At 33.9% G+C, this 25,293-nt stretch carries 23 protein-coding genes; 22 read left to right on the top strand and 1 reads right to left on the bottom strand.

The window, feature by feature from the left end; all coding sequences use genetic code 11:
* The first annotated feature begins 89 nt into the window (after positions 1-89).
* From rpsP to ACTTG8_RS05910, 11 genes are all read left to right on the top strand, one after another.
* Entirely contained in the window at positions 90-332 is a 243-nt protein-coding gene (gene rpsP / locus ACTTG8_RS05860; protein WP_442561188.1) for a 30S ribosomal protein S16, read from the top strand.
* A gap of 18 nt (positions 333-350) precedes the next feature.
* On the top strand, positions 351-578 hold the full coding sequence (locus ACTTG8_RS05865) for a KH domain-containing protein (protein WP_442561189.1): 228 nt from the start codon (positions 351-353) through the stop codon (positions 576-578).
* 228 nt (positions 579-806) lie between these two features.
* Positions 807-959, top strand: coding sequence for a hypothetical protein (locus tag ACTTG8_RS05870; RefSeq protein WP_442561190.1), 153 nt, complete (start codon positions 807-809; stop codon positions 957-959).
* A 10-nt stretch (positions 960-969) separates the two neighbouring features.
* Positions 970-1,515 (top strand): ribosome maturation factor RimM, encoded by a 546-nt coding sequence (rimM, locus tag ACTTG8_RS05875; RefSeq protein WP_442561191.1) that lies wholly within the window; start codon positions 970-972, stop codon positions 1,513-1,515.
* Positions 1,516-1,524: 9 nt separating this feature from the next.
* Entirely contained in the window at positions 1,525-2,250 is a 726-nt protein-coding gene (trmD, locus tag ACTTG8_RS05880) for a tRNA (guanosine(37)-N1)-methyltransferase TrmD (protein ID WP_442561192.1), read from the top strand.
* Positions 2,251-2,634: 384 nt separating this feature from the next.
* A complete protein-coding gene (locus ACTTG8_RS05885) occupies positions 2,635-4,425 on the top strand; it encodes a methyl-accepting chemotaxis protein (protein ID WP_442561193.1) in 1,791 nt (596 codons plus the stop codon).
* A gap of 17 nt (positions 4,426-4,442) precedes the next feature.
* Positions 4,443-5,084, top strand: a complete 642-nt coding sequence (pcp, locus tag ACTTG8_RS05890) for a pyroglutamyl-peptidase I (RefSeq protein ID WP_442561194.1) — start codon at positions 4,443-4,445, stop codon at positions 5,082-5,084.
* Positions 5,085-5,100: 16 nt separating this feature from the next.
* On the top strand, positions 5,101-6,759 hold the full coding sequence (locus ACTTG8_RS05895; protein ID WP_442561195.1) for a glycoside hydrolase family 13 protein: 1,659 nt from the start codon (positions 5,101-5,103) through the stop codon (positions 6,757-6,759).
* Positions 6,760-6,902: 143 nt separating this feature from the next.
* Positions 6,903-8,273 carry an ABC transporter substrate-binding protein gene (locus ACTTG8_RS05900; RefSeq protein WP_442561196.1) on the top strand — a complete coding sequence of 457 codons (1,371 nt, stop codon included), beginning with the start codon at positions 6,903-6,905 and terminating at the stop codon, positions 8,271-8,273.
* A gap of 90 nt (positions 8,274-8,363) precedes the next feature.
* Positions 8,364-9,404: a carbohydrate ABC transporter permease gene (locus ACTTG8_RS05905; RefSeq protein ID WP_442561197.1), complete on the top strand. Its 1,041-nt coding sequence runs from the start codon at positions 8,364-8,366 to the stop codon at positions 9,402-9,404.
* Positions 9,404-10,264, top strand: a complete 861-nt coding sequence (locus tag ACTTG8_RS05910) for a carbohydrate ABC transporter permease (RefSeq protein ID WP_442561198.1) — start codon at positions 9,404-9,406, stop codon at positions 10,262-10,264. The genes ACTTG8_RS05905 and ACTTG8_RS05910 overlap by 1 nt, the downstream gene beginning before the upstream one ends.
* Before the next feature lie 175 nt (positions 10,265-10,439).
* Here the strand turns inward: ACTTG8_RS05910 and ACTTG8_RS05915 are convergent, their stop codons facing one another.
* Complete coding sequence (locus tag ACTTG8_RS05915; protein ID WP_442561199.1) at positions 10,440-12,119, bottom strand: alpha-glucosidase; 1,680 nt, start codon at positions 12,117-12,119, stop codon at positions 10,440-10,442.
* A gap of 182 nt (positions 12,120-12,301) precedes the next feature.
* Between ACTTG8_RS05915 and pulA the strand changes: the two genes are divergently transcribed.
* From pulA to ACTTG8_RS05970, 11 genes are all read left to right on the top strand, one after another.
* Positions 12,302-15,037: a type I pullulanase gene (pulA, locus tag ACTTG8_RS05920; RefSeq protein ID WP_442561200.1), complete on the top strand. Its 2,736-nt coding sequence runs from the start codon at positions 12,302-12,304 to the stop codon at positions 15,035-15,037.
* A gap of 210 nt (positions 15,038-15,247) precedes the next feature.
* On the top strand, positions 15,248-17,914 hold the full coding sequence (gene alaS, locus ACTTG8_RS05925) for an alanine--tRNA ligase (RefSeq protein ID WP_442561201.1): 2,667 nt from the start codon (positions 15,248-15,250) through the stop codon (positions 17,912-17,914).
* Positions 17,915-18,080: 166 nt separating this feature from the next.
* Positions 18,081-18,404 carry a type II toxin-antitoxin system Phd/YefM family antitoxin gene (locus ACTTG8_RS05930; RefSeq protein ID WP_442561202.1) on the top strand — a complete coding sequence of 108 codons (324 nt, stop codon included), beginning with the start codon at positions 18,081-18,083 and terminating at the stop codon, positions 18,402-18,404.
* Positions 18,401-18,721: a type II toxin-antitoxin system RelE family toxin gene (locus ACTTG8_RS05935; protein WP_442561203.1), complete on the top strand. Its 321-nt coding sequence runs from the start codon at positions 18,401-18,403 to the stop codon at positions 18,719-18,721. Before ACTTG8_RS05930 ends, ACTTG8_RS05935 begins: the two co-directional genes overlap by 4 nt.
* A 117-nt stretch (positions 18,722-18,838) precedes the next feature.
* Complete coding sequence (locus ACTTG8_RS05940; protein ID WP_442561204.1) at positions 18,839-19,399, top strand: CYTH domain-containing protein; 561 nt, start codon at positions 18,839-18,841, stop codon at positions 19,397-19,399.
* 330 nt (positions 19,400-19,729) lie between these two features.
* A complete protein-coding gene (locus ACTTG8_RS05945; RefSeq protein ID WP_442561205.1) occupies positions 19,730-20,386 on the top strand; it encodes a DNA-3-methyladenine glycosylase family protein in 657 nt (218 codons plus the stop codon).
* Positions 20,387-21,520 (top strand): methyltransferase domain-containing protein, encoded by a 1,134-nt coding sequence (locus tag ACTTG8_RS05950; protein WP_442561206.1) that lies wholly within the window; start codon positions 20,387-20,389, stop codon positions 21,518-21,520.
* A gap of 159 nt (positions 21,521-21,679) precedes the next feature.
* Entirely contained in the window at positions 21,680-22,396 is a 717-nt protein-coding gene (locus tag ACTTG8_RS05955) for a uracil-DNA glycosylase family protein (RefSeq protein ID WP_442561207.1), read from the top strand.
* Between the two features lie 262 nt (positions 22,397-22,658).
* Positions 22,659-23,339 carry a response regulator transcription factor gene (locus ACTTG8_RS05960; RefSeq protein WP_442561208.1) on the top strand — a complete coding sequence of 227 codons (681 nt, stop codon included), beginning with the start codon at positions 22,659-22,661 and terminating at the stop codon, positions 23,337-23,339.
* Positions 23,340-23,387: 48 nt separating this feature from the next.
* The gene (locus ACTTG8_RS05965; protein ID WP_442561209.1) at positions 23,388-24,296 is read left to right on the top strand and encodes a sensor histidine kinase; all 909 of its coding nucleotides are present in this window, start codon (positions 23,388-23,390) and stop codon (positions 24,294-24,296) included.
* Positions 24,297-24,480: 184 nt separating this feature from the next.
* Positions 24,481-25,251: an ABC transporter ATP-binding protein gene (locus ACTTG8_RS05970; protein WP_442561215.1), complete on the top strand. Its 771-nt coding sequence runs from the start codon at positions 24,481-24,483 to the stop codon at positions 25,249-25,251.
* Positions 25,252-25,293 lie beyond the last annotated feature (42 nt).

Below are 25,293 nucleotides of genomic sequence, written 5' to 3' on the forward strand. Positions count from 1 at the left end.
TTTTAATTTAGGTGTTAATGCTAAGCATTTTCATATATGATACAAGTGTCAAAAATAAAAAATAACAAACACACAGGAGGAAAAGTAAAATGGTAAAGATTAGATTAATGAGAATGGGACATAAGAAGCACCCTTTCTATAGAGTAGTAGTTGCTGATGAGAGAGTAGCTCAGCATGGTAACTTCATTGCTCAGGTAGGAACTTATGATCCAAATAAGGAGCCAAGTGCAATCAACATCAATGCTGAAGAGGCAAAGAAGTGGATTTCAAATGGTGCTAAACCTACAGAGGTTGTTGCTAAGCTTTTAAAGAAAGCTGGAATAACTGAGTAATTATTGGAGGTGGTCATCATGAAGGAATTAGTAAAGGTCATTGCTATGGCTCTTGTTGATCATCCTGATGAAGTCACAGTTACAGAGACAGAAGAGAATGATGAAACAATCCTTCTTCTTCATGTTGCAGATAGTGACATGGGCAAGGTTATTGGCAAGCAGGGAAGAATAGCAAAGTCTATAAGGACTGTTGTGAAAGCTGCAGCTACAAGGGATGATAAGAAAGTCACCGTTGAAATAAAATGATGACAGAGGGGGAGGAGTAATCCTTCCCCTTTTTTGTAATATATGCGAAGTGATTATGTTAGGAGAGGTAATTATTGATTTTCTTATGATGATTATGCGAATAATCCTTATAGAAGTAAACTATATAAAGAAATTAAAGAAAAGTATTCGAAGTTAAGGTTTATTTGTATTGGCTGGTGTATTGATGATAAAAAAGAGAGAAGAAAGATTGAAGAGCATTTGGCGTGGATGACTAGAGCAAAGTATTGGAAAAATGGTGGATCATTTCAAAATGTGCCTGAAAAGGGAAAGTGTGATTTTGATGAAATAGAATCTGAGCATGTTTATGATAATAATTTGAAACAAAAATTACAAAAAATTATCGATCAATATAAAATTTAAAGAGGATAGTATGGAAAATTATTTTAGAGTAGGAGTGCTTACAAGCACACATGGACTTACGGGAGGAATCAAAGTATTTCCAACTACTGATAGTTTGGATAGATTTGACAGCCTTAAAAGAGCCTTTATTGACCTTGGTTCAGGGAAAGGCACTATAAAGGGAAGTGGTATGCTTGAAGTGGAAGTTGAGAATGTGAAATATTTTAAGAATATCCCTATAGTTATATTTAAGGGAATTGATAATGTAGATATGGTTTCCAAATATAAAGGAATGGACTTGCTTGTAGCTAGAGAGGATGCCCTTCCACTTGCAGAGGGTGAACATTATGTATCAGATGTAATTGGATGTAAAATAATTACAGATACAGGTGAAGAATACGGTACAGTTTCTGAAGTAATAGAAACAGGTGCAAATAAGGTGCTTGTGGTTAAGCCAAATGAGGCACACAAGGAACTTAAAGAGTTTTGCCTACCACATATACCTGAATGTGTACTTGAGATTAATACTGATGAAGGCTTTGTAAAGGTACATATTATGAAAGGCTTATTTGACTAAGGGGGGAGTATGAATTTCCATGTAATGACACTTTTTCCTGAAATGATAGAAAATATAGTAGGAGAGAGTATTTTAGGACGGGCTATAAATAATGGGTTAATCAGTGTGAATGCTGTAAACATAAGGGATTATACACTGAGCAAACATAAAAAAGTAGATGACTACTGTTATAGTGGCGGAGCAGGTATGCTAATGCAGGTTGAACCTATTCATCGCTGTCATAATGCTATTTCAGAGAAGATAGGACATAAGCCGAGAACCATATATGTTACACCGCAGGGAAGAACCTTCACCCAGAAAATAGCAGAAGAACTTGCAAGGGAAGAAGAGTTGGTATTTTTATGTGGTCACTATGAAGGGGTAGATGAAAGAGCTTTGGAATTAGTCTGTACGGATTTTATTTCCATAGGTGATTATGTGCTTACAGGGGGAGAATTACCGGCTGTGATTATGATAGATGCGATATCAAGACTGGTTCCGGGAGTATTAAATAACATAGATTCTGCTATCGGAGAATCATTTACAGACGGACTTCTTGAGTATCCGCAGTATACACGTCCTGAAACTTATATGGATATGAGGGTTCCTGAAATTTTACTCTCAGGTAATCAGGCAAAAATAGAACAGTGGAAACTTGAAGAAGCACTGAAAAGAACTAAAGAACGTAGACCGGAGTTGTACGAGGAGTATATAAGAACACATACTTTGCCAAAGAAAACTAAGCTACCGGAGTGATTTAAACTTAGTATAAATATTAGCTAACCGTATTGAATAAATATAAATTATATCAAATATATCAAATATATATAATACATACATAATAAAATATATTATGCAAAATATATTGTTGTATAATATGTTTTTGCATTGTATAATATAATTTGTGTATGAGGAGGACACAATAATATTCATAAAAATATGAATAAAAGAGAGATGTATATGAAATATGTAAGAGGGGATTTTGCTTTATCCGTAAAATATGGTAATAGACTTACATGGAAGATGTATTAAGTTTCATAGCATTGCGGAAAGTATGGGAAAATAATTATAAAAAAGAAACTGTGAACAGTAGGATAGTATAATCAGCTGTCTTGCCAATTAAAGTAAAGGATGTGTTTTATGGTAAAGAAAAAACATAAGAAAATAGGTAATAAAATATTGCTCACCTGTGTTTCAATCTCGGCGGCATTGAGTTTGGCTTTAGGTGGATTGGCAATAATAAGTTTAAACAAGCAGTCAAAAAATCAGCTTGAATCATCTTCAGAATTATTTTTAGCTGACTATGATAATTTGATAAAAAGTGAAGTAAAGACTATAATATCTATGTTAGAGCCTGTTAATGAGCTTATTGGTTCCGGTAAAATTAGTGAAGAAGAAGGAAAAAAATTAGCTGCAGATATTATAAGAAGTGCAAGGTATGAGAATGATGGATATTTTTGGGCAGATACTATTGATGGAACTAATGTAGTGTTGTTAGGTAAAAGTGTTGAGGGAACTAATAGAAAGGATTTGACTGATCCTAACGGAGTTAAAATAGTAGAGGAATTTCTTAAAATAGCTAATTCCGGTGGTGAAGGCTTTGTGGATTATTCTTTTAACAGGGAAGGTGATGCAGTACCTGTACCAAAAAGAGCTTATGTAGAATTGTATAAACCATTTAATTGGATTATAGGTACAGGTAATTATATAGATGATATGGATAAGATATTACACGAAGAAGAACTTAAGAGTAATAAAGTTAAGGGAAGGGCTATAATTGTATTAGTTATTGAGGCTTTAATATCTTTAATTGTATCCATAATAATAAGTCTGATATTTAAAAAGAGAATATCTGATAAGTTAGATAAAGTTGCCAGTATATCCAGCCGCATGATGGAATTTGATTTTTCCAGTTCAAGTTCACATGAGCATGATGTTGCTAAGCCTGATGAATTAGATATAGTATTGGAGATGACAAGAAAGATGCGTTCCAATCTTTCTGATATGATTGCTGTACTTAAGGAAGATGCGGAAGCTTCTGAGATGTTATCTAACAATATGTCTGATATAGTAAGGAGTACTGAAAGGATAGTAAAGGATTCACAGGTAGCTATGCTTAATATTGCAGAAGGAGCTACTGAGCAGGCAATGAATGTTTCAAGTTCTTCTAAGGCTTCAGAGGTTATCAACGGCAAACTAGCCTTAATGCTTGATACCTTAAAGAAAATGGAAAATGCATTGCATATTATAAGTCAGAATAAGGTAGAAGGAATGTCTCTTATAAATCAGTTAAATAAAGCAGGAGAAAAAAGTCAAGAGGCATTTTTGAAAATGAAGGATGTTACAAGGGAAGCTAGCACTAGTGCATCTAAGATATCCGAAGCTTCTGAAATGATTCAGGCTATATCTGACCAGACAAACTTATTGGCTCTTAATGCTGCAATTGAGGCTGCTAGGGCTGGTGAGGCAGGTAAAGGTTTTGCTGTAGTTGCGGATGAGATAAGAAAGCTCGCTGAGCAGTCTGCTAAGTTTACTAATGATATAAAAGTTGTTATAGAAGTGTTAAAAGACAGTGCTGATAATTCCGTTGAAATGATGGAAGAAGTAAGTGAAATAATGGGAAAGCAGGTTAAAATAAGAAAAGATACCGGTGATAAGTTTATTGAAATATCCGATATGGTAGATACAAGTACAGAGATATTAAACGAACTTAATGAATCTTCGGAAATAATAAGGCAGGGAAATGAAAGTTTAGTTAAATCAGGAAAATCTTTAACTGAGATTTCAGAAGAAAATGCTGCTACATCAGAGCAGATGAGTGCTACTATGGATGAACTTGCTGAATCAATGAATATTGTTTTGGAGGCTGAATCTAAACTTAATGGAATTGCAAGGTCATTGAAAGAAAAAGCTGATATGTTTACAATTTAAATATTAGGGAGTTATCTATGAAATTACTTCTTACAGCATTTGACCCGTTTGGAGGAGAAAAGATAAATCCTGCACTTGAGGCAGTGATGCTTGTACAAAATCAGATTGATGGAACGGATATTGTTAAACTGGAAGTACCTACAGTTTTTAGAAAGTCTATTAAGATAGTAGGTAAAGCGATAGAAGAAGAAAAGCCTGACTTTGTACTTTGTGTAGGACAGGCTGGTGGAAGATATGATATTACGCCTGAAAGAGTGGCAATCAATATAGATGATGCCCGAATTCCTGATAATGAGGGACACCGGCCTATAGATGAAGTTATTTTTGAGGATGGAAATTCGGCTTACTTTTCTACACTTCCGGTAAAGGCGATGGTAGAAGAAATAAAAAAAGAGGGGTTATCTGCAAGTCTGTCAAATTCGGCAGGGACATTTGTCTGTAACCATCTTATGTACGGTGTGCTTTACATTTTGAATAAACAATTTAAGGGGACAAAGGGTGGATTCATCCATGTCCCTTTTATTACTGAGCAAGTTGTAGACAAACCGGATAAGCCGTCTATGGAACTAAAGGATATTGTAAGGGGACTTGAGGCAGCTATTAGAGCTGTTGTGGCTAATGAAAAGGATATTAAAGTGATAGGTGGAAAAGAATTTTAAAAGGAGGGAAACGATAATGAACAAAGCTTGGTGGAAAGAAAGTGTTGTTTATCAGATTTATCCAAGAAGTTTCTGTGACAGTAACGGAGATGGTATAGGCGATTTAAAAGGAATTACAAGTAAACTGCCTTATCTTAAAGAACTAGGTATAAATGTAATATGGCTCTCGCCTGTATACCAGTCACCCAATGATGATAATGGATATGATATCAGTGATTATGAAGATATAATGACCGAATTTGGTACCATGGCGAATTTTGATGAAATGCTTGATACAGCCCATGGTCTTGGTATTAAGATTGTGATGGATTTAGTAGTAAACCATACCTCAGATGAGCATAAGTGGTTTGTAGAAAGCCGTAGTTCAAAAGATAATCCGAAAAGGGATTATTATATATGGAAAGATGGAAAAGAGGGTAAAGAGCCAAATAATTGGGGATCTTGTTTTTCGGGCTCAGCTTGGCAGTTAGACAAGACAACAGGACAGTATTATTTGCACTTATTTTCAAAGAAACAGCCTGACTTAAATTGGGAAAATGATGAGGTTAGAGAAGAGGTATTTGGAATGATGAACCGTTGGTTTGAAAAAGGAATTGACGGTTTTAGGATGGATGTTATAAGTCTTATATCAAAGGATCAAAGTTTTCCTGATGGCCCTACATATGGTGGACTTTATGGAAGTTTTGAATCTTGTGCAAATGGTCCTAGGGTACATGAATTTTTACAAGAAATGAATAAAAAGGTGCTTTCTAAGTATGACATAATGACTGTTGGAGAATGTGCAGGTGTAACACTTGAAGAGGCTGAGAAGTATGCAAATAGTGATGGTAGCGAATTAAACATGGTATTTCAGTTTGAACATGTGGGCTTAGACGATGGAGACAAGATGAAATGGTCAACTAAGAAAATGCCGTTAGTCCCTCTTAAAGAAAATCTTTCAAAATGGCAGAAAGGACTTAACGAGGTGGCTTGGAACAGTCTCTATTTCTGTAATCATGACCAGCCGAGGATAGTTTCAAGGCTTGGAAGTGAAAAGGATGAGTATAGGGAACTGTCAGCTAAGTGCATAGCTACCTGTTTACATATGATGCAGGGAACTCCTTATGTATATCAGGGGGAAGAGCTTGGTATGACAAATACGGTTTTCAATTCGGTGGAAGATTTTAGAGATCTTGAATCAATTAATGCGTTTAATGAGCTTACTGAAAAAGGAGTGATTAGTGCAGAGGAGCTTTTTCCTAAGATATGTCATAAGAGCAGGGATAATGCAAGAACACCTATGCAGTGGGATGACAGTGATAATGCAGGCTTTACCACAGGAACACCTTGGATTGCTGTAAATCCTAATTATACTAAGATAAACGCCAAAGAACAGATGGAAAGAGAAGATTCAGTATTTAACTATTATAAAAAATTGATAGCTCTTAGAAAGGATTATGAGATTATAGTATATGGTGACTATAATTTGTTGTTTCCGGAAGATGAGGATTTGTTTGTGTATGAAAGAAACCTAGGCGAACAGAAACTTTTGGTAGCTTGTAATTTTTCTGAAAAGGAAAGAGAGTTTGATTTTGATAAAATAAATGCAGGTAAGATTTTAGTGAATAATTATAAAGAATTTGATGCAATAGTAAATAAATTAAGACCTTTTGAGGCAGTTGTGGTTCTTTGCTAGAAATTGTTAGGTATTTTTGAATAATTTAGTTAATTCTTTGTTATATTGCAACAAGGAAAATGATATTTTACTTGATATTTTTGTAATATTCTGCTAAAATAATGTCTATAAGGTAACTGAAAAACTAATTAAAGGAGAGAAAAATGAAAAAAAACTATCTTAAATCACTTTTAGCATTGGGCTTATCTGCGTCAATGCTTGTAGCCTGTGGCAGTACGGGTGGTGCAACTGGTTCAAAGGCAACAACTGATTCTGCTGCAAAATCAGCAGCTTCAACAGCTTCAACAGCTGCAAGTACAGCAACATCATCTGCACCTGCAAGCAATGGAGAGGCAGTTCGCCTTGTAAATGGAAAAATTGAAATTGACAAGCAGCTTCAGGCAGCTGCAAAGCTTTTCAAAGAGAAGACAGGACAGGAAGTAATTGTTGAGTCGATGGGTGGCGGTGTTGATATTCAGGGACAGATTAAGAGCTACTTCGCAGCAGATAATATGCCTGATATGTTCGTTGTTAATGGTGATGGCGATTACAAGAACTGGGAAGGAAAATGTGTGGATCTGAGTGATTGTAAGTTTGCACAGGATACAGACTTTGGTTATAAGGATAAAAATGATGGAACTTTAGTAGGTTTCCCTTATGCAGTTGAAGGTTATGGTATTACTTACAATGCAGACATACTTGAAAAAGCGGGCATTGATCCTGCTTCACTTATAAGCTATGATGCATTTAAGGCAGCTTTTGAAAAACTTGACAGTATGAAGGCTGAACTTGGTCTTGATGCAGTAGCATCAGTGGCTGCTGAGTCAGGTCAGATGTTCTGGTCAACAGGAAACCATATCTTTGGTTATTATTATAGTGGCGGTCTTCAGAGAGGAGACAACTCTCTATTAGATAAGGCTTTGGCAGGTGAGTTTGATAAGGCAAGACTTACAGAGTTTGCAGATATGGTAGAGCTTTTATTTAAGTATGCAGATCAGCAGGTACTTCTTTCAGGTACTTATGATGATCAGCTTGCTAAATGGGCTCAGGGTAAGACAGCATTTATTACTCAGGGTAACTGGGTTGATCCTTCACTTAGTAAGTACAATGTTTCATTTAAGTGTGGAATAGCACCTCTTGCTTTTACTAAGGCAGATATGCCGAATGTACTTGCAGACTGCCCATCTTGGTGGTGTGTGTACAAGGATAGTAAGAATATACAGGCTTGTAAAGATTTCTTCGATTTCCTTGCTACAACAGATGAAGGTCAGTCGATTTTAGTTAAAGAGGCAGGAATGATTTCTCCTTATAAGAGCAGTACAATCCTTCCTAAGGCTCCTCTTGCTACAAGTCTTAAGACTTATGTAGATGCCGGAAAGACATCTTCTTGGGCTTGGTCAAATATGCCTGAAGGCATAGCTCAGAATGCTTTCGGTTTAGTATTTGAGTCATTTGCAAAGGGAGATCTTGATAAGGCAGCTTTTGTAGAGGCAATGCAGACAGCACTTTCTGATTATATTGCAAATAATAAATAATTTGTAAGCTAAATATTTTAATATGGGCGATCGGTTTTCCGTACGCCCATATTTTTAAAATATGACACAGGCTTTCAAAAGGAGGCTTTAATGAAGAGTGGAACAAGAAAAGCACTATTTGGAGGAATGGCGGCAATAGGTATTATACTTACCGTTATTTCGTTAGTTATGGTATTTGGTGGGGGGAAGAATGAGTTTCGTGGGGTTATTTTTATAGTGGGTATTTGTATGGCAATTTTAGGCATATTAAAATTTCCTAATGTGTATCATACAAAGATAGTGAATATTGTATTTATTTTTCCAATGTTGTTTACTTTTTTTGTGACAGTTATGTTACCGTTTATGCTCGGTATATACTATTCTTTTACAGACTGGAATGGTGTAGAGGCTAAGAATTTTATCGGTATAGCAAATTATATAACTATGTTTAGGCAGATGGATTTTGTCTATTCATTTGTAATTACTTCTATATTTACAATATTAAATATGATATTGGTAAATGTGGTTGCGTTTTTACTTGCTCTTTTATGTACATCTAAAATAAAAGGTAGAGATTTCTTTAGAGCAGCATATTTTCTGCCTAATCTTATTGGTGGACTTGTACTAGGATATGTATGGCAGTTTATTTTTAATAAAGTTTTAACAATGGTTTTAGCAGGTTCAAAATCAATGCTTACAGATCCTAACCTCGCACTTGCAGCTATTCTTATTGTAAGTACATGGCAGTACGCAGGATATATTATGATGATTTACATAACAGGTCTTCAGACTATACCTAAATCTGTAATGGAGGCATCAGGAGTAGATGGAGCAGATGGAGTAACAACACTTTTTAAAATTAAAATTCCAATGATAGCCAATACTTTTACTGTATGTACCTTCCTTACTTTGGTAAGTTCGTTTAAACAGTTTGATCTTAATATTTCTATTACAAATGGTGCTCCTGCCAGAGTATTAGGGGCTAAGATTGTTCAAGCAACCGAGTTCTTAGCATTGAATATTTATACTACAGCAATTAGAAAAAATAATTATGCACTGGGTCAGACTAAAGCGGTTATATTCTTTATTATACTTGCCATAGTTTCTCTTACGCAGGTAGTTATAAGTAAGAAGAAGGAGGTGGAATTATAATGAAACCTGAAAAAAATAGAAATTTTATTGCCACAATTATTGCTACAATAATTGCAATTTTTGTATTATTCCCATTCTTCTTGGTTGTTATTAACTCAGCAAAGTCAAGTACTGATATAGTAGTCAGTCCTATTAATTTTCCTAAGAATTGGGGACAGATGCTTGAAAATATGAAGAATGTAATAAATAATGCAAACTTCAATTACTGGAGTTCATTCAAGAGCTCTATTATAATTACAATAGTGTCACTTGCTTTACTTACGGTATTTTCCTGTATGGCAGCCTGGGTACTTAGTAGAAATGAAAAGAAGAAATGGTCTGCCGTTATCTTTCTTGTTTTTGTAGCAGCTATGGTTATTCCTTTTCAGGTAGTTATGTTACCTATCCTTACTATATTTAAGAATATTAGTAATTATTTAGGCATACCTATGCTTTCGTCTTATACAGGACTTATTTTTGCTTACCTTGGATTTGGAGGTTCAATGTCAATCTTTATATTCCATGGCTTTGTAAAGGGTATTCCAAAGGAACTTGAAGAGGCGGCAAGAATTGATGGCTGTACTCATGAGCAGATTTTCTTTAAGATAGTTTTTCCGCTTATGAAACCTGTACAGATGACAGTCCTAATTCTTAATGGACTTTGGATATGGAATGACTACCTCCTGCCATCTATAATGCTTGGTCTAAATGGTAAGATTAAGACACTTCCTATCGCAGTAAGCAGTTTCGTAGGTTCTTATGTAAAACAGTGGGATCTCATTCTTACTGCAGCTTTCCTTGCTATGATACCTATAATTATTCTCTTCTTATTTGCACAGAAACAGATAATCAAGGGTATGATGGAGGGTGCTATAAAATAAATAAAGTTTTGTACCCAATTACCTAAGAATTTATAGTGTATAAAAACTTACTAATTAATAGGCAAAATATCGTTTCAGCTATGATTTTTTATAGATACCTATATTTTGACTATTTATGAAAAAAATCAACATAAACATTTATCTGTTTATGTTGATTTTTTGTATATTATATACTTTATTTAACTTCTAAGATTACTGCCTGATAAGGTTTGAGTTTTATTTCACAATCATTTACAAACTCTACGCCATCAATATTAGAAAGAAGAGTTGCGACAGCTTTCTTCTCTAATTTGACAGTTTTTTCACAATTATCAAAATTACCCAGTACAAGTAAGGTCTGATTTTCACCATTTCTGTAAAATGCCATAAGATTATGTTCATTTTCAAGATAAGGAACAACTTCTCCATAGACTATGGTTTCTTTATAAGTCTCATTTTTTCTGAGTGCAGTAAGTTTCTTATAGTAGCTAAGCACTGATTTTTTATCATTTATCTGAGATTCAACATTAATTTTGGTGTATTGAGGATTTACTCTAAGCCAAGGAGTACCCGTTGTAAAGCCTGCATTTTTACTATCATTCCACTGCATAGGAGTTCTTGCATTATCCCTGCTAAACTTTTTAACAGCATTGAATGCCTCTTCAGGAGATAAGCCTGATTCAAGGGCTGTCTGATATTCTCCTATGGTAGAAATATCATCTATTTCTTCCATGCCTGTAAAATCTGTATTTTCCATACCGATTTCCTGTCCCTGATAGATGAATGGAAGACCCTTCATCATAAACTGCATAGTTCCAAGGAGTTTTTTGGAGTCATCATTTATGTCACAACACTGTAGATAATGGCTTACACCTCTTGGCTCATCATGGTTTTCTATTATTGTAGAAATATAACCTAAATCGCCTACCCTCTTTTGTGTTGTAAAACAGCATTTTTTATAGTCGTCTGGAGTTATAGGTTTTGCAGCATACCACCCCTTATCACTCTTTCCGAATATAGTTTCTTCAAAGTCAAACATAGTTGAGAAATGTCCCTCATCACCTATGAAGATAGGAATATCCTCAGTTCTGTCTGTAAATACCTCGCCTACTGTAAAAGCATCATGTTTATCAAAGGTATTTTCCCTTAATTCCTGTAAATATTTATCTGCATTTTTTGCATCTTCAAGCATTTTTGCACAAATAACAGTTCCGTCTTCTCTGTCAGGAGGATAGTTATAGGCTGTAAATGGAAGAGCTTTGCTTATATTCATAATGGCATCTACTCTAAATCCTGCAAGTCCTTTATCTAACCACCAGTTAATCATTTTGTAGATTTCTTCTCGGAGTTTTGGATTTTCCCAGTTTAAGTCAGGCTGTTTTTTATGGAAGAGATGAAGATAGTATTTATCAGTACCATCAATTTTCTCCCAAGCACTTCCCCCAAAGTAGGAACGCCAGTTATTTGGAGGATTGCCGTTTACACCATCTTCTATAAAGAAATATTTTGCATACTCACTATCCAAATCTTCCATAGCTTTCTTAAACCACTCATGTTCATCGGAACAGTGGTTTATAACCAAGTCCATAAGAATATACATATTTCTTTTTTTTGCCTCTGAAAGCAATTCATCCATATCAGCCATACTGCCAAAACGAGGATCTATATCATAATAATCAGCTATATCATAGCCCTGATCGGCAAGAGGAGATGGGTAACAAGGAGAAAGCCATATAATATCTACTCCTAAATCTTTCAAATAATCAAGTTTATTAATTACACCTCTTAAATCACCTATTCCATTTCCCTTAGTATCCAAAAAGCTTTTTGGATAAATCTGATATGCAACCTTCTCGTGCCACCATTTTCTCTTCATTAATTGCCTCCATTAAATTTTAATATGAAATGATAATACAGGATACAAGGCTATATATCAAGTTAAATCTTGAAAAAATTAGTATCAAATGTTATCATGTGAACATATTTTAACCCCAATTATTCACGAAACATCTTGTGACCTATGGCATGAATAATTTTGGGGTTCAAGGGGAGGATTTTATGAAAAAAAGAATCAATGTATTTTTTATGGTATTACTATTAGGCGTTTTATCTGTAATTATGCCTTTAAGTGAAGTGGTTCCGGTTGCTGCTGCCAGTCTAACTGTTAAGCTGCATTACCACAGGAAAGATGGAAAGTATGAGGGCTGGAACGTATGGATGTGGGATGAGGGCGGTGACGGCAAGGCTTATGACTTCAATAAAGAAGGAAAAGACATGATTGCAACCAAGGATGTCGCACCGGGGGCTGCAAAGGTCGGCTTTATTATAAGAAAGGGTGAATGGGAAGAAAAAGACTTCAATGGTGATCAGTTTATTGATTTATCTGACATGGTTTCAGGTACAGTAGATGTTTTTGTAGAATCAGGCAAAGAAGGCTTTGAGAAAAAGAACAGCAAGGATGCTGTAACAGGAATCAAGGTTTCACAGGCAAAATATAATGGAGATATAAATATTGCTGTTACAATGACTGGTAAAGTTAAAGAAGACCTTATGAAGGCATTTAAAATTAAGCCTGAGGTTAAGATAAAGGCTGTTGAAGAGGGAAGTGATAATTTATATTCTATTATACTCGACAAAGCTTTGGATGCAGGTGGGAATTACAGTATTATTTATGACAAAAATGAGTATAAAATCATTATGCCTAATTTTTATTCTACCCAAAAATTTGAAGAAGAATATACCTATACAGGTGATGATTTAGGTGCTGTTTGGACAAAGGATAAGACTGTTTTTAAGGTATGGGCTCCAACAGCTAAGTCTGTAAAGATTAATTTATATAAGTCAGGTACAGTAGGGACTGATGATTTAATCGAAACAATAGATATGAAATCTGATATAAATGGTACTTGGATAGCTGAAAAACAGGGTGATTTAAATGGTGTGTATTATACTTATACTGTTGAGGTAAATGGTAAAAAATCAGAAACCTGTGATCCTTATGCAAGAACTACAGGTGTAAACGGTGACAGGGCTATGATAATTGACTTGTCTTCTACCAATCCTGATGGCTGGGATAGTGATAAAGATCCAAATTCAGGAAAAAATATTACAGATGCTACCATATATGAGATTCATATAAGGGATCTTTCTTCTGATAAAAGCTCAGGGATTAAAAATGTTGGTAAATTCCTTGGATTAACTGAAACAGGTACTAAAACCTCTTCCGGTATTCCAACAGGTCTTGATCATATTAAAGACCTTGGAATTACTCATTTACATATATTGCCGTTTTATGACTATGGCTCAGTAGATGAGACAAAATTAGATAAACCTCAGTTTAACTGGGGATATGATCCTAAAAACTACAATGTGCCTGAGGGTTCTTACTCAACTGATCCTTATAAAGGGGAAGTCAGAGTGAAGGAAGCTAAACAGATGATTCAAACTTTGCACAAAAACGGCATAAGTGTAGTTATGGATGTTGTTTATAACCATGTGCATAATGCAGGTGATTTCTGCTTCAATGTACTTGTTCCGGGATATTTTTCGAGAATAAGCAGTGACGGCAAGTATTCAAATGGTTCAGGCTGTGGTAATGATACTGCTTCTGAAAGGTCTATGGTTAAAAAATATATTGTAGATTCTGTTTTATATTGGGCTGATGAGTACCATATTGATGGTTTTAGATTTGATTTAGTAGGATTAATTGATACAGATACAATTAACGAAGTTGTTGAAAAAGTACATGAAAAGCATCCTAACGTAATTTTTTACGGTGAAGGCTGGACTATGCAGACAGACGTGACTAAGGGTGGTTATGCTATGACTACTCAAGCCTATTCAACAAAAACACCTAAATTTGCATTTTTTAGTGACACAATTAGGGATTTGCTAAAAGGAAGTGTATTTTCAGATACAGAGCCCGGTTATGTTACAGGCGCAGTAGAACAGGAAGAAAAATTGACAAACTGCTGGATGGGTGCTGCTCCATGGTGTAAAACTCCTTCTCAGACCGTAAACTATGCATCCTGCCATGATAACAATACTTTATTTGACAGAATTACTATGACTCTTCCTAAAGTTTCTGAGGCTGATAGGATTAAAATGAATAACTTAGCCGCTGCTATATATATGACTGCTGAAGGTATACCTTTTATGCAGGCAGGTGAGGAAATGTTAAGAACCAAGGACAAAGGTGATGGAACTTATGAACATAACAGCTACAGCTCACCTGATTCAATTAATAGTATTAAATGGGATACCTTAGATAATGAGGTTTATAAAGATGTATTTAAATACTATAAAGGCCTTATTGCATTTAGAAAGGAACATTCAGTATTAAGGTTTACTAATCCTGATGATGTCAAAAACAATATTACTCCGGTCGAAGGTTTGGAAAAAAATGTTGTTGCCTTTAATATTAAGGGTGGTATAAATGATGGTTTGTTCGTTATTTTCAATCCTAATAATCATGAAACTAAGGTCAATCTTCCGGAAAGTTACTGGAATATTTGTATAAATGACAAAAAAGCAGGAACTGATGTTATAGAGACAGTTACAGGTGAAGTTAAGGTAGCTCCGATTTCTGCAATGGTACTTGTAAAATCTGATGTAAAAAGTTCGACTGAGGCTGAAACCGGTAGTAAAGATATTAGTAGTGTAGTAGATAATGAGACAAAAAATGAGACATCATCAAATAATGAAGGTGGTAATAGAAGCTTATTTATAATTTTAGGCATTGTTGTTGTTTTAGGAATTATAGTAGTATCATTAAACAGGAAAAATAAAAAATAACCTCCAAGTAATTTGCTTTAAATATGTAACTTATTGAGCCACCTTGATAATGAGGTGGCTTTTACCTTATTGCCTTTAGCCGGTATAAATGTTAAGGCAAATAAATAAAATGAAATAATCATAGTTGAAAAATTTAATATTAAATGTTAAGATATAGAGATGACTTTAAGAAATGATTTTAAATGTAAACAGCCCTATGGAGGATTAGATATGAAAACTTATGGAGTTAATGAGTTAAGAAGAATGTTTCTTGAGTTTTTTGAACAGAAGAAACACCTTAAAATGAATAGTTTTTCGCTTGTACCACATAATGATAATAGTCTGCTTATTATAAATTCAGGTATGGCACCGCTCAAACCTTATTTTACAGGTCAGGAAATACCACCAAGTACAAGGGTCTGTACCTGCCAGAAATGTATCCGTACAGGTGATATAGATAATGTTGGTAAAACTGCAAGACATGGTACCTTCTTTGAAATGCTGGGAAATTTTTCTTTTGGGGATTATTTTAAAGAGGAGGCTATTCCTTGGGCTTGGGAGTTCCTTACTGAAACAGTGGGTATTCCTGCTGACAGGCTTTATCCATCAGTCTATGTAGATGATAATGAGGCTTTTGAAATTTGGAATAAGAAGATGAATATTCCTGCTGAGAGAATATTCAAGTTTGGCAAAGAGGATAATTTTTGGGAGCATGGCTCAGGTCCTTGCGGTCCTTGTACAGAGATTTACTTTGACAGAGGCGAGAAGTATGGTTGTGGTAAACCTAGCTGTACTGTAGGTTGCGATTGTGACAGATATATGGAAGTATGGAATGTCGTATTTTCACAGTTTGATAATGATGGTAAGGGCAATTATTCAGACCTTGAGCAGAAGAATATCGATACTGGTATGGGACTTGAAAGACTTGCAGTAGCAGTACAGGATGTTGATTCCATCTTTGATGTAGATACACTTTTAGCACTCAGAAACAAGGTTTGTGAAATAGCAGGTAAAAAGTATAAGGATAATGAGAAAAATGATATCTCAATCCGAGTAATTACCGACCATATCCGTTCAGCAACATTTATGATATCTGATGGAATTATGCCTTCAAACGAAGGAAGGGGCTATGTGCTTAGAAGAATAATCAGAAGAGCTGACAGACATGGGAAGTTACTCGGCATAGATGGAGCTTTTCTTGTAGGACTTGCTAAAGCTGTAATTGCAGGAAGTAAAGACGGTTATCCTGAGCTTGCTGAGAAACAGGATTTCATATTAAATGTAATAGAGCAGGAAGAAGAAAAATTTGAAAAGACAATAAATCAGGGACTTGAAATACTTGAGGGCATACAGAAGGATATGGAGGCTAAGGGCATAAAGACTATGTCCGGTGAAGACGCCTTTAAGCTTTATGATACCTATGGTTTCCCAATCGACTTAACTAAGGAAATTCTTGAAGAAAAGGGAATGGATATAGATGAAGAAGCCTTCAAACAGGCTATGAAGGTACAAAAAGATACTGCCAGAAATGCAAGAAAAACCACAAGCTATATGGGAGCAGATGCTACTATATATGAGCAGATTGATCCTGCTATTAACTCTGAGTTCATTGGATATGATAAGACAGAGGCAGAAGGAAAAATAGTTGCTCTTGTAAGTGTTAATTCAGATGAAGATGGAGAAGAAAGTGCTATATCAGAGGCTCTTACAGACGGAATGACAGGAGCTATAATTACTGATGTTACCCCATTTTATGCTACAAAGGGCGGACAGCTTGGGGATATTGGTGTAATTACAGTTGGTGATTCTGTATTTGAAGTAAAAGATACTACACCTGTAGCAGGCTCTAAAATAGCCCATATTGGTCAGGTTATAAAGGGTATGTTTAAGAATGGTGATGTAGTTACTCTTAATGTTGATGCTGAAAATCGCATGGCTACTTGTAGAAACCACAGTGCTACCCATCTTTTGCAAAAAGCTCTTCGTGAAGTGCTCGGAACCCATGTTGAGCAGTCCGGTTCTTATCAGGATAGTGGAAGAACAAGATTTGACTTCAGTCACTTTAAGGCTATGACTCCTGAGGAAATTAAGGCAGTTGAGAAGCTTGTAAATGATAAAATAGCAGAGTCACTTCCTGTTGATACAAAGGTTATGTCAGTTGAAGATGCTAAAAAGAGTGGAGCCATGGCACTTTTTGGAGAGAAATACGGTGAAGAGGTTCGTGTAGTTGGCATGGGAGAGTTCTCTAAGGAATTTTGTGGTGGTACTCATGTAAAAAACACCGGAATGATAGGGCAGTTTAAGATTATTTCTGAAAGTGGAGTAGCAGCAGGAATAAGAAGAATTGAGGCTATTACAGGTAACAATGTACTTAAGTATTATGAAAACCTTGAAAATACAATTGCTGAAGCTGCTAAAATGCTTAAGGCAAGCCCTGATAAGCTTGTAGAAAAGGCTAAGCATCTTATGGAAGAACTTAAAGCTCTTCAGAGTGAGAATGAATCGCTTAAAAATAAGGCTGCTAAGGAAGCTCTCGGTGATGTTATGGACAAGGTTGTAGAGATTAGTGGAGTTAAGGTACTTGCAGTTGACATCCCTGATACTGATGGTAATGAACTTAGGACACTTGGTGATGAGCTTAAGAATAAACTTGGTGAAGGACTTGTATTTCTGGCCTCTGCTAAAGACGGAAAGGTAAGTCTTGTAGCTATGGCCACTGACGGAGCTGTAAAGGCAGGAGTTCATGCAGGTAATCTTATCAAGGCTGTTGCACCTATAGTCGGTGGCGGCGGCGGTGGTCGTCCTAATATGGCTCAGGCTGGCGGTAAGCTTCCTGAGAAGATAGATCTTGCTGTAGAAGCTGTTGCTGATGAAGTAAAGAAACAGTTAGATGCTTAATCTGAAAATTTTAATTTTACAATAATGCATATAATAGAAGTCACTATAATTTTTTCTGTATTTTTATAGTGGCTTCTTTTATAAATTTATTGTTAAATATATTGTATTTTTTAAATGTATATTGTAATATATAAATATAATATTTTTAATTTTAGGGAGGTACAATATGGCACTTGTAGCGAATGTATTAAATAACTTAATCCCTATTTCTAATTTTAATAAAGGTCAGGCATCAAAAATATTTGACAGGCTCAGTGTAGAGAAAGAATTGGTTGTTTTAAAAAATAACCAGCCATCTGCAGTTATATTATCAACAGATGAGTATTTAAGACTTACTGAAATAGAGGAAGAATATTTTTTGCTTTTAGAAGCAAACAAAAGAATAGAAAGTAATACTTGTGAAAAAACTATATCAATGAGTGAAATTATGTCAAATTTAGGAATAACAGATGCTGAACTTTTAGAAAGTGAGGATGTTGATATAGAATGATATGGAAGATAGAATTCATAAAAGAAGCTGAACAGGATTTAAAACATTTAGATCATTCTATACAAATACAGGTTTTAAAAGGAATAAATAAGGTAAGCCAGAATCCTCTGCCGGTAAGTGAGGGCGGATACGGAAAGCCGCTTGGACATAAATTAGGAATTAATCTTACAAATTTAATGAAAATAAAGTTTAAAAATATTGGAATAAGAGTTGTATATAGAATAGAAATTACTGAAACTGTTATGAAAATTATTGTAATTTCGGCAAGAACAGATGAACAGGTGTATAAAGAAGCTGCTAAAAGAAAAGATAAGTAAGTTCGAAATTTCCGATGTTTTACGAATAATTTGGATAAACTCAGCAGATTATCTTCGTCATATATATTTGAGTTTGTAATTGTTGTAAAAACTTAAAATGAATGGGGGGGAGAGGCTATGAAAACAGAGAAAGAAATAAAAATAATGTTAAGCAAAGAACAGTACGATGAAATAAATGATTACTTTGAATGGGACGATGAATTTGTTCAAACCAATTATTATTATTCTGAGGATATCGAAATTGAAACAAATGAGGAAGTAACATTTAGAGTTAGAGTTAAAAATAAAAAGAAAATACTTCAAATAAAGATTCCAGAAGAAAAAAATAAATCATTACATATAAAAAAAGAATATGAAAAAGAGTTAAATACAGTTCCACAAATGTTTTTAGGAAAAAGCTTAAATGAAATTGTTGGAGTAGATAGATTCAGTGATGTTTTTTTGATAGGAGACTTAACAACTAATCGTAAGTTGAAAAAACAATCAGATGGAATTGAAATATGTCTAGATAGAAATAAATATTTGGGATTAGAAGATTATGAACTAGAAATAGAATTTAAGGAAGAATATCCCACAGGTATTGTTAAAATACTTGAAAATAAGGGTATTACAACAGCAAAAGAGACTTCTGGGAAATATAGCCGATTTAACACTGCAAGAAAAAGTAGTTGCTTATAACATTCATAGACGAATTAAAAAATGTAGTAATTAGTTTTTTGGTTTAGATAGTAGAATTGATAAAAGGCTAGAGAGTTTGTTATATGAATAAAATGCAGAATTTAATTTATTTCTGTAGAAAGTTCTAGAATTCAAATTAAAGAAATGGGTTGACGTTTACAAGTTATTTTAAAATTAAAGAATTAATATAGCAATATTGTAGAGAAAGGGGCATGTAATGAAAAAAGGACAGTTTATTAATGTAGAGGGCATAGATGGTGTTGGAAAAACTTCCTGCGTCAAGGCGCTTTGTGAAAAATTAGAGGAAACACAAAAAGTTATATATATTAAATGAAATTTGAATTAGAGGATGCTGAAATACAGAAGTTAATTATGTCCGATTTATACCTTGGTTCTTTAATTATTTATATAGGAACTGCTGAATTACATTTGGAACCTGATGGGTTTAAGTGTTTAGTAAAATATATTATAGGACAACAGATTAGTGATAAGGCTCGTGAAACTATTTGGTTAAGATTATGTGATATTTTACCTGAGTTAACTCCAGAGGCTATATTGGTCAAGGAAGATTCAGAGATTCAAGGTATTGGAATTTTTAATCGTAAAGTAGAATATATTAAAAACTTGGCAAATGCAATTGTTAATAAACTGGTTGATTTTGAAAATTTAAGATTGTTAACAAATGAAGAGATTATTACTCAGTTAACTGAACTGAAAGGAATTGGTAGATGGACTGCTGAAATGTATATGATTTTTTCATTAGGACGTTTAGACGTTCTTTCTACTGGGGATGGAACTATAAAGCGTACGATTCAGTGGATGTATAATCTAGAAAAAATACCTTCCTCAAAAGAAATAAGTGTATTATTTGAAAAGAAAAAATGGGGACAGAGTGCTACAATCGTGTCCTTTTATTTATGGGAAGCTATCGCACATAATTTAACTGTTTTTCCGTTTGCTTCAAAAATATTGAATGGAGGCGAATAGATGGAAAAAGATTCTGTTTTTTGGATGAAGATGGCAATTGATGTTGCTAATCTGGCTAAAATTGATTGCTTACATGTTGGTGCGGTATTGGTTTCTATTAATAATGATTTAATTTGTACTGCGGCAAGTGGTGAAATATTATTTCAAGATTGGAAAACAACGCTTATTAATAAATTAAAAGCGAACGATTCAAAAGAACAAATAGGTGCATTGTTTTTAACTGTTAATACAATTTCGTCTGATAAAATTTTTGATTTGAAAGATTTAAGAAATTATATTGCAATAAACCATATATATATTGGATTACCTGATCCTAATTTGAATGAATATTTGGATGAGGATCCTGTTCTGAGTGATATGAATGTTCAGAGATTTTCGGAGAATTTACAGTTAGAAATTTTGCAGCAAAATTTAGATTATTATATAAGAAGTTCTCAAAATATTCAGAATAGTCCATATTATTCAAATTTTCGAATAGGCACAATGATTAGAAGAGAGTTAAATGAATTGGGATATTACATTTCAGAGATTGAATTAAGAGAACATAATTCAAAGAATAGATTAGTTAATTTACTAATACAAAAATATTCTTTAGAAAAATTTTTTGCAAAAGAATTAGTGGAGAAAATTATTTCAGAGGGTTTTAATAAAAAATATGGGCATTATGAGTATATACATGATACAAGAATACTGAAAAATTGGGAAGAATCATTTTGGGAGATTTATAGGCAAACTACTAATAAAAATATAATTGATGCAAGTATTTTAAATGTTGGTGTCGGTGGTGGAAATGAGGCAAAATCTTTATTTTATAGATGTAATAACATAACATATGTAGATATAGCCACAGCAGGGTTATTAAAAATCAAAAAAGAGAATCCTAAAGCTAATATTTTAGTTACAAGTGCAGAGAATTTATCAACTATTTTAAATGAAAGTCAAGATATTTATATTTCATTACGAACATTCAATTCGTCATACTTTGATATATATGAATCGATTATGGAAGCCTATAGAGTATTAAGGCACAGTGGTTCAATTATTTTATCTATTGCAAATGGATTTCTTGATTTAGAAAAAAAAGAATATACTGGGATTGATTATTCCAAAGAGTTTTTTTGTAGACATATATAGAGGACTGCATACAGCTAATGATATACGAAGATATCTTGACAAAGCAGGGTTTCAGGAGATAAGATTTTATTCTGCTAATACGGAACTATATCTTACAGCCCATAAATAGGACAAACGTTTATATTTTGGGGTAATAAATCGAAAAGAAGAAGGAGACTTATGACGAATCAAAAATCTTTTTCAGAGAATGTAAAAGATTGGCATAAATATTTATCTAAGATTGATCTAACTGTTCCGTCTGGATATCAAATCCTTAATCCATTTGAAGGAACAGGGCAACAAAAAATAAGAGTTAGCGTAGAGCTTTTTTACCAGCATTTTTATCATGATAAAAATCCGAGAAGAATTATAATAGGAAGTTCCCCCGCAAGGAGGGGCTCAGCACTTACAGGTATTCCTTTTGAAGATTCTGATAGGATAGCAAAAATTACAGGAATGAAAACAGAGAATTATCATATTCAAAAAGGTTCAAGCAATTTTTTGGAACGCGTGATGGAAGAATTTGGTGGTATAAAAAAATTTTATTCTACATTTTATATGACATTTGTATGTCCTGTTGGAATCGAGAAGAGAAGTGATAAGGGACGGCTAACGAATGTTAATTATTATGAAAATAAAAAATTATTATTGAGTTTACAAACAACCATAATAGAATCTTTGAAAATGCAACTAGATTTTGGAATTGATAATTCGACATGTTATTGTATTGGAAGTGGAGAAAATTATAAATATTTAACTCGTTTAAATTCAGAGTTTCGTTTTTTTGAAAGGATTATTCCTTTGGAACATCCAAGATTTATTATGCAGTATAATTCAAATAAAACTGAGTATTATTTAAAAAAGTATCTTGATGCATTAATGGAGAGAAAAATATAAGATAAAAATAGTAAAGAGGAGAATTAATCAATGATAAAAGAAAAGAAGTATTATTTGCACTGTAATGATAGTGGGATAGGAGTATATGAAAAAAAGAGAAGTTCGAGGAGCTTTTTCATATAAATAGTGACTTTGTGACTGATCCGTTTTCGATACTTATTATCATAAAGGAAGTTTTCTCCAAGTTAGGATTTAATGATGCTACTTTGGACAGTAAATGTTTTCGGTTGTATGCTACAGATGTGTTTGGGGATATTAAATAATGAAAATACTTATAGTAGAAGATGATAATGATATTGCTGAAATCCTTGCTGATGAGCTTTCTGTATGGGGATATGATACAGTCTGCGTAAAGGATTTTAACAATGTACTTGATGAGTTTAAGTCTGAAAAGCCTGAAATTGTGCTTATGGATATAATTTTGCCTTATTTTAACGGTTTCTATTGGTGTCAGAAAATCAGGGAAATCTCAAAGGTTCCTCTTATGTTTATTTCTTCAAAGAGTGAAGATATAGACATAGTTCAGGCTATGCAGTTTGGCGGAGATGATTATATAGTTAAGCCGATAAATATTCAGATAGTAAGGGCTAAAATTGTTGCTCTTCTTAGAAGAAGTTATGATTTTGCAGAAGAAACTGATTATTTAGCCTTTGGAAATGTAAAACTTTTGCTTTCGGCTGCAAAGATTGAATTTATGGGAAAGGCTGCAGAGCTTACCAGAACTGAGCTTATGATACTTGAAACTCTTTTTAAGGATAAGGGAGCTGTATCAAAGCGTGATAAAATAATGGATAAATGCTGGCAGGAAGAGAATTTTATAGATGATAATACCCTTGCGGTAAATATGACAAGGCTTCGCAAAAAGCTGGCTGAGATAGGGCTGGATGACTTTATACAGACCAAAAAAGGAATAGGATATTTTTTGAATAATAAATTATTTTAAGATAAAAAGTAAAGTATAAACAAAGAGAGTTTGATTATAGGTTAAGAGATGATAAGTATAATAAAAAAATTCATTCTGACTAAACTGCCTGAAATTATAATCTTTTTTGCCTTGCTTTTGCTGTTTAGACTGATTTTTGCTTTAGGGAGTTTAGAAATTTCATTTTATAAAATCGGCTTTGAGATAGCTGTATTCGGTTTTGCTATTTACCTGATAATTGCCTTTTTCTCCTACAAAGAAGAGCTTTCCTTAAAAGCAGAAAATGAGAGGCTTTTGGAAGAAAATAAAAGACTTCATATGAGTATAATTTCAGGCAGGAGGGAGCTTAAAGATTATTTTTCACTTTGGGTACATCAGGTTAAAACACCTATAACCGCTGCCAAACTGATACTTGATAATAATGTGGATGACAGGGAAACAAAGGTTAAAGCTCAGATTATGTATATAGAGCAATACTGCGATATGGCAATAAATTATCTCAAGCTGATGAATACCGAAACCGATATGGATATAGCAGAATTAAACTTAGATGAGATAATCAAATCAATTCTTAAAAAATATTCTACTATTTTTATATTAAACCATATTACGCTAAATTATGAACCTATAGTAGAAACAGTGATTTTAGATGCAAGGTGGCTAAACATTATGATAGAGCAATTTGTTTCAAATGCCTTAAAATATACTAAAAAAGGAAGTGTGACTATAAGTTATGACAAGAAAAACTCTGTTCTTTATATCAGGGATACAGGTATAGGCATACGCTCAGAGGATATACCTAAGATATTTGACAGGGGATATTCCGGATTAAATGGCAGAATGAATGAGAAATCAAGTGGTTTGGGACTTTTCCTTGCAAAAGAAATAGGAAAGAGGTTATCTATAGAAATAACGGTTAATTCAGAAGTCGGAAAAGGAAGTGAGTTCGGACTTCATTTCAATCTTTCAAAATTGTAAGATTAGCTATCTATTTTGTAAGTTAAAATAAATGCAGAAATAAGGCTTGTATGTTATCTTATGTATAGTAAGGTACATACAGGCTTATTTTATTAACTAAGAAATCTCTGCAAAGGATGTACAGCTTGTGATAAAGAAGTTTGCCTTACAGCATGTCTATATTTTAACAAAGGAGAAAAATACAGTGACAATATTAAATCTTGAAAATGTAAAAAAGGTATATAAGACTAAAAGTGTAATAACAGAGGCACTTACAGAGATTAATTTTTCAGCCTCAGAAGGCGAATTTATTTCCATTATGGGAGAGTCAGGCAGCGGCAAAACAACCCTTCTTAACATAATAGCAACTCTTGATAAGGCTACTTCAGGAAATGTCTTTATTAAGGATAAAAACATAGGTCTGTTAAAAGACAGTGAAATAGCAAGTTTCAGAAGAAATGAACTTGGTTTTGTATTTCAGGATTTTAATCTCTTAGACCAGTTTTCAAATAAAGATAATATCTTCCTTCCACTTGTGCTTTCAGGCGTAAGTCCGGATGAAATGGAGGCTAAGCTTGATAAAATTAAGGATATTTTGGGTATTGGAGCTATTCTTGATAAGTTTCCCTATGAAATATCGGGAGGGCAGAAACAGAGAATTGCAATAGCGAGGGCTGTTATAGTAAATCCGAGTATTTTACTTGCTGATGAGCCTACAGGAGCTCTTGACTCAGCTTCAACCGAAATGATTCTTAATTTATTTAGAAAAATAAACGAAACAGGTCAGACTATACTTATGGTAACACATTCTTTAAGAGCTGCTGCTTTTGCAAAGCGTGTAATTTTTATAAAAGACGGTGTAGTATATCATGAGCTTTACAGGGGAGATAAAGAAAGCCTTGAAGAATTTATGGAGAGAATAAATAATTCCCAAAAACAGCTTTTTACATCAAATTATTCACGAAACATCAAGTAAACACATAATTAAAATGGTCTGTGAACTACAAGGGGAAAGAAT

This window comes from Catonella sp. (assembly GCF_052173895.1).
GTDB lineage: Bacteria > Bacillota > Clostridia > Lachnospirales > Lachnospiraceae > Catonella.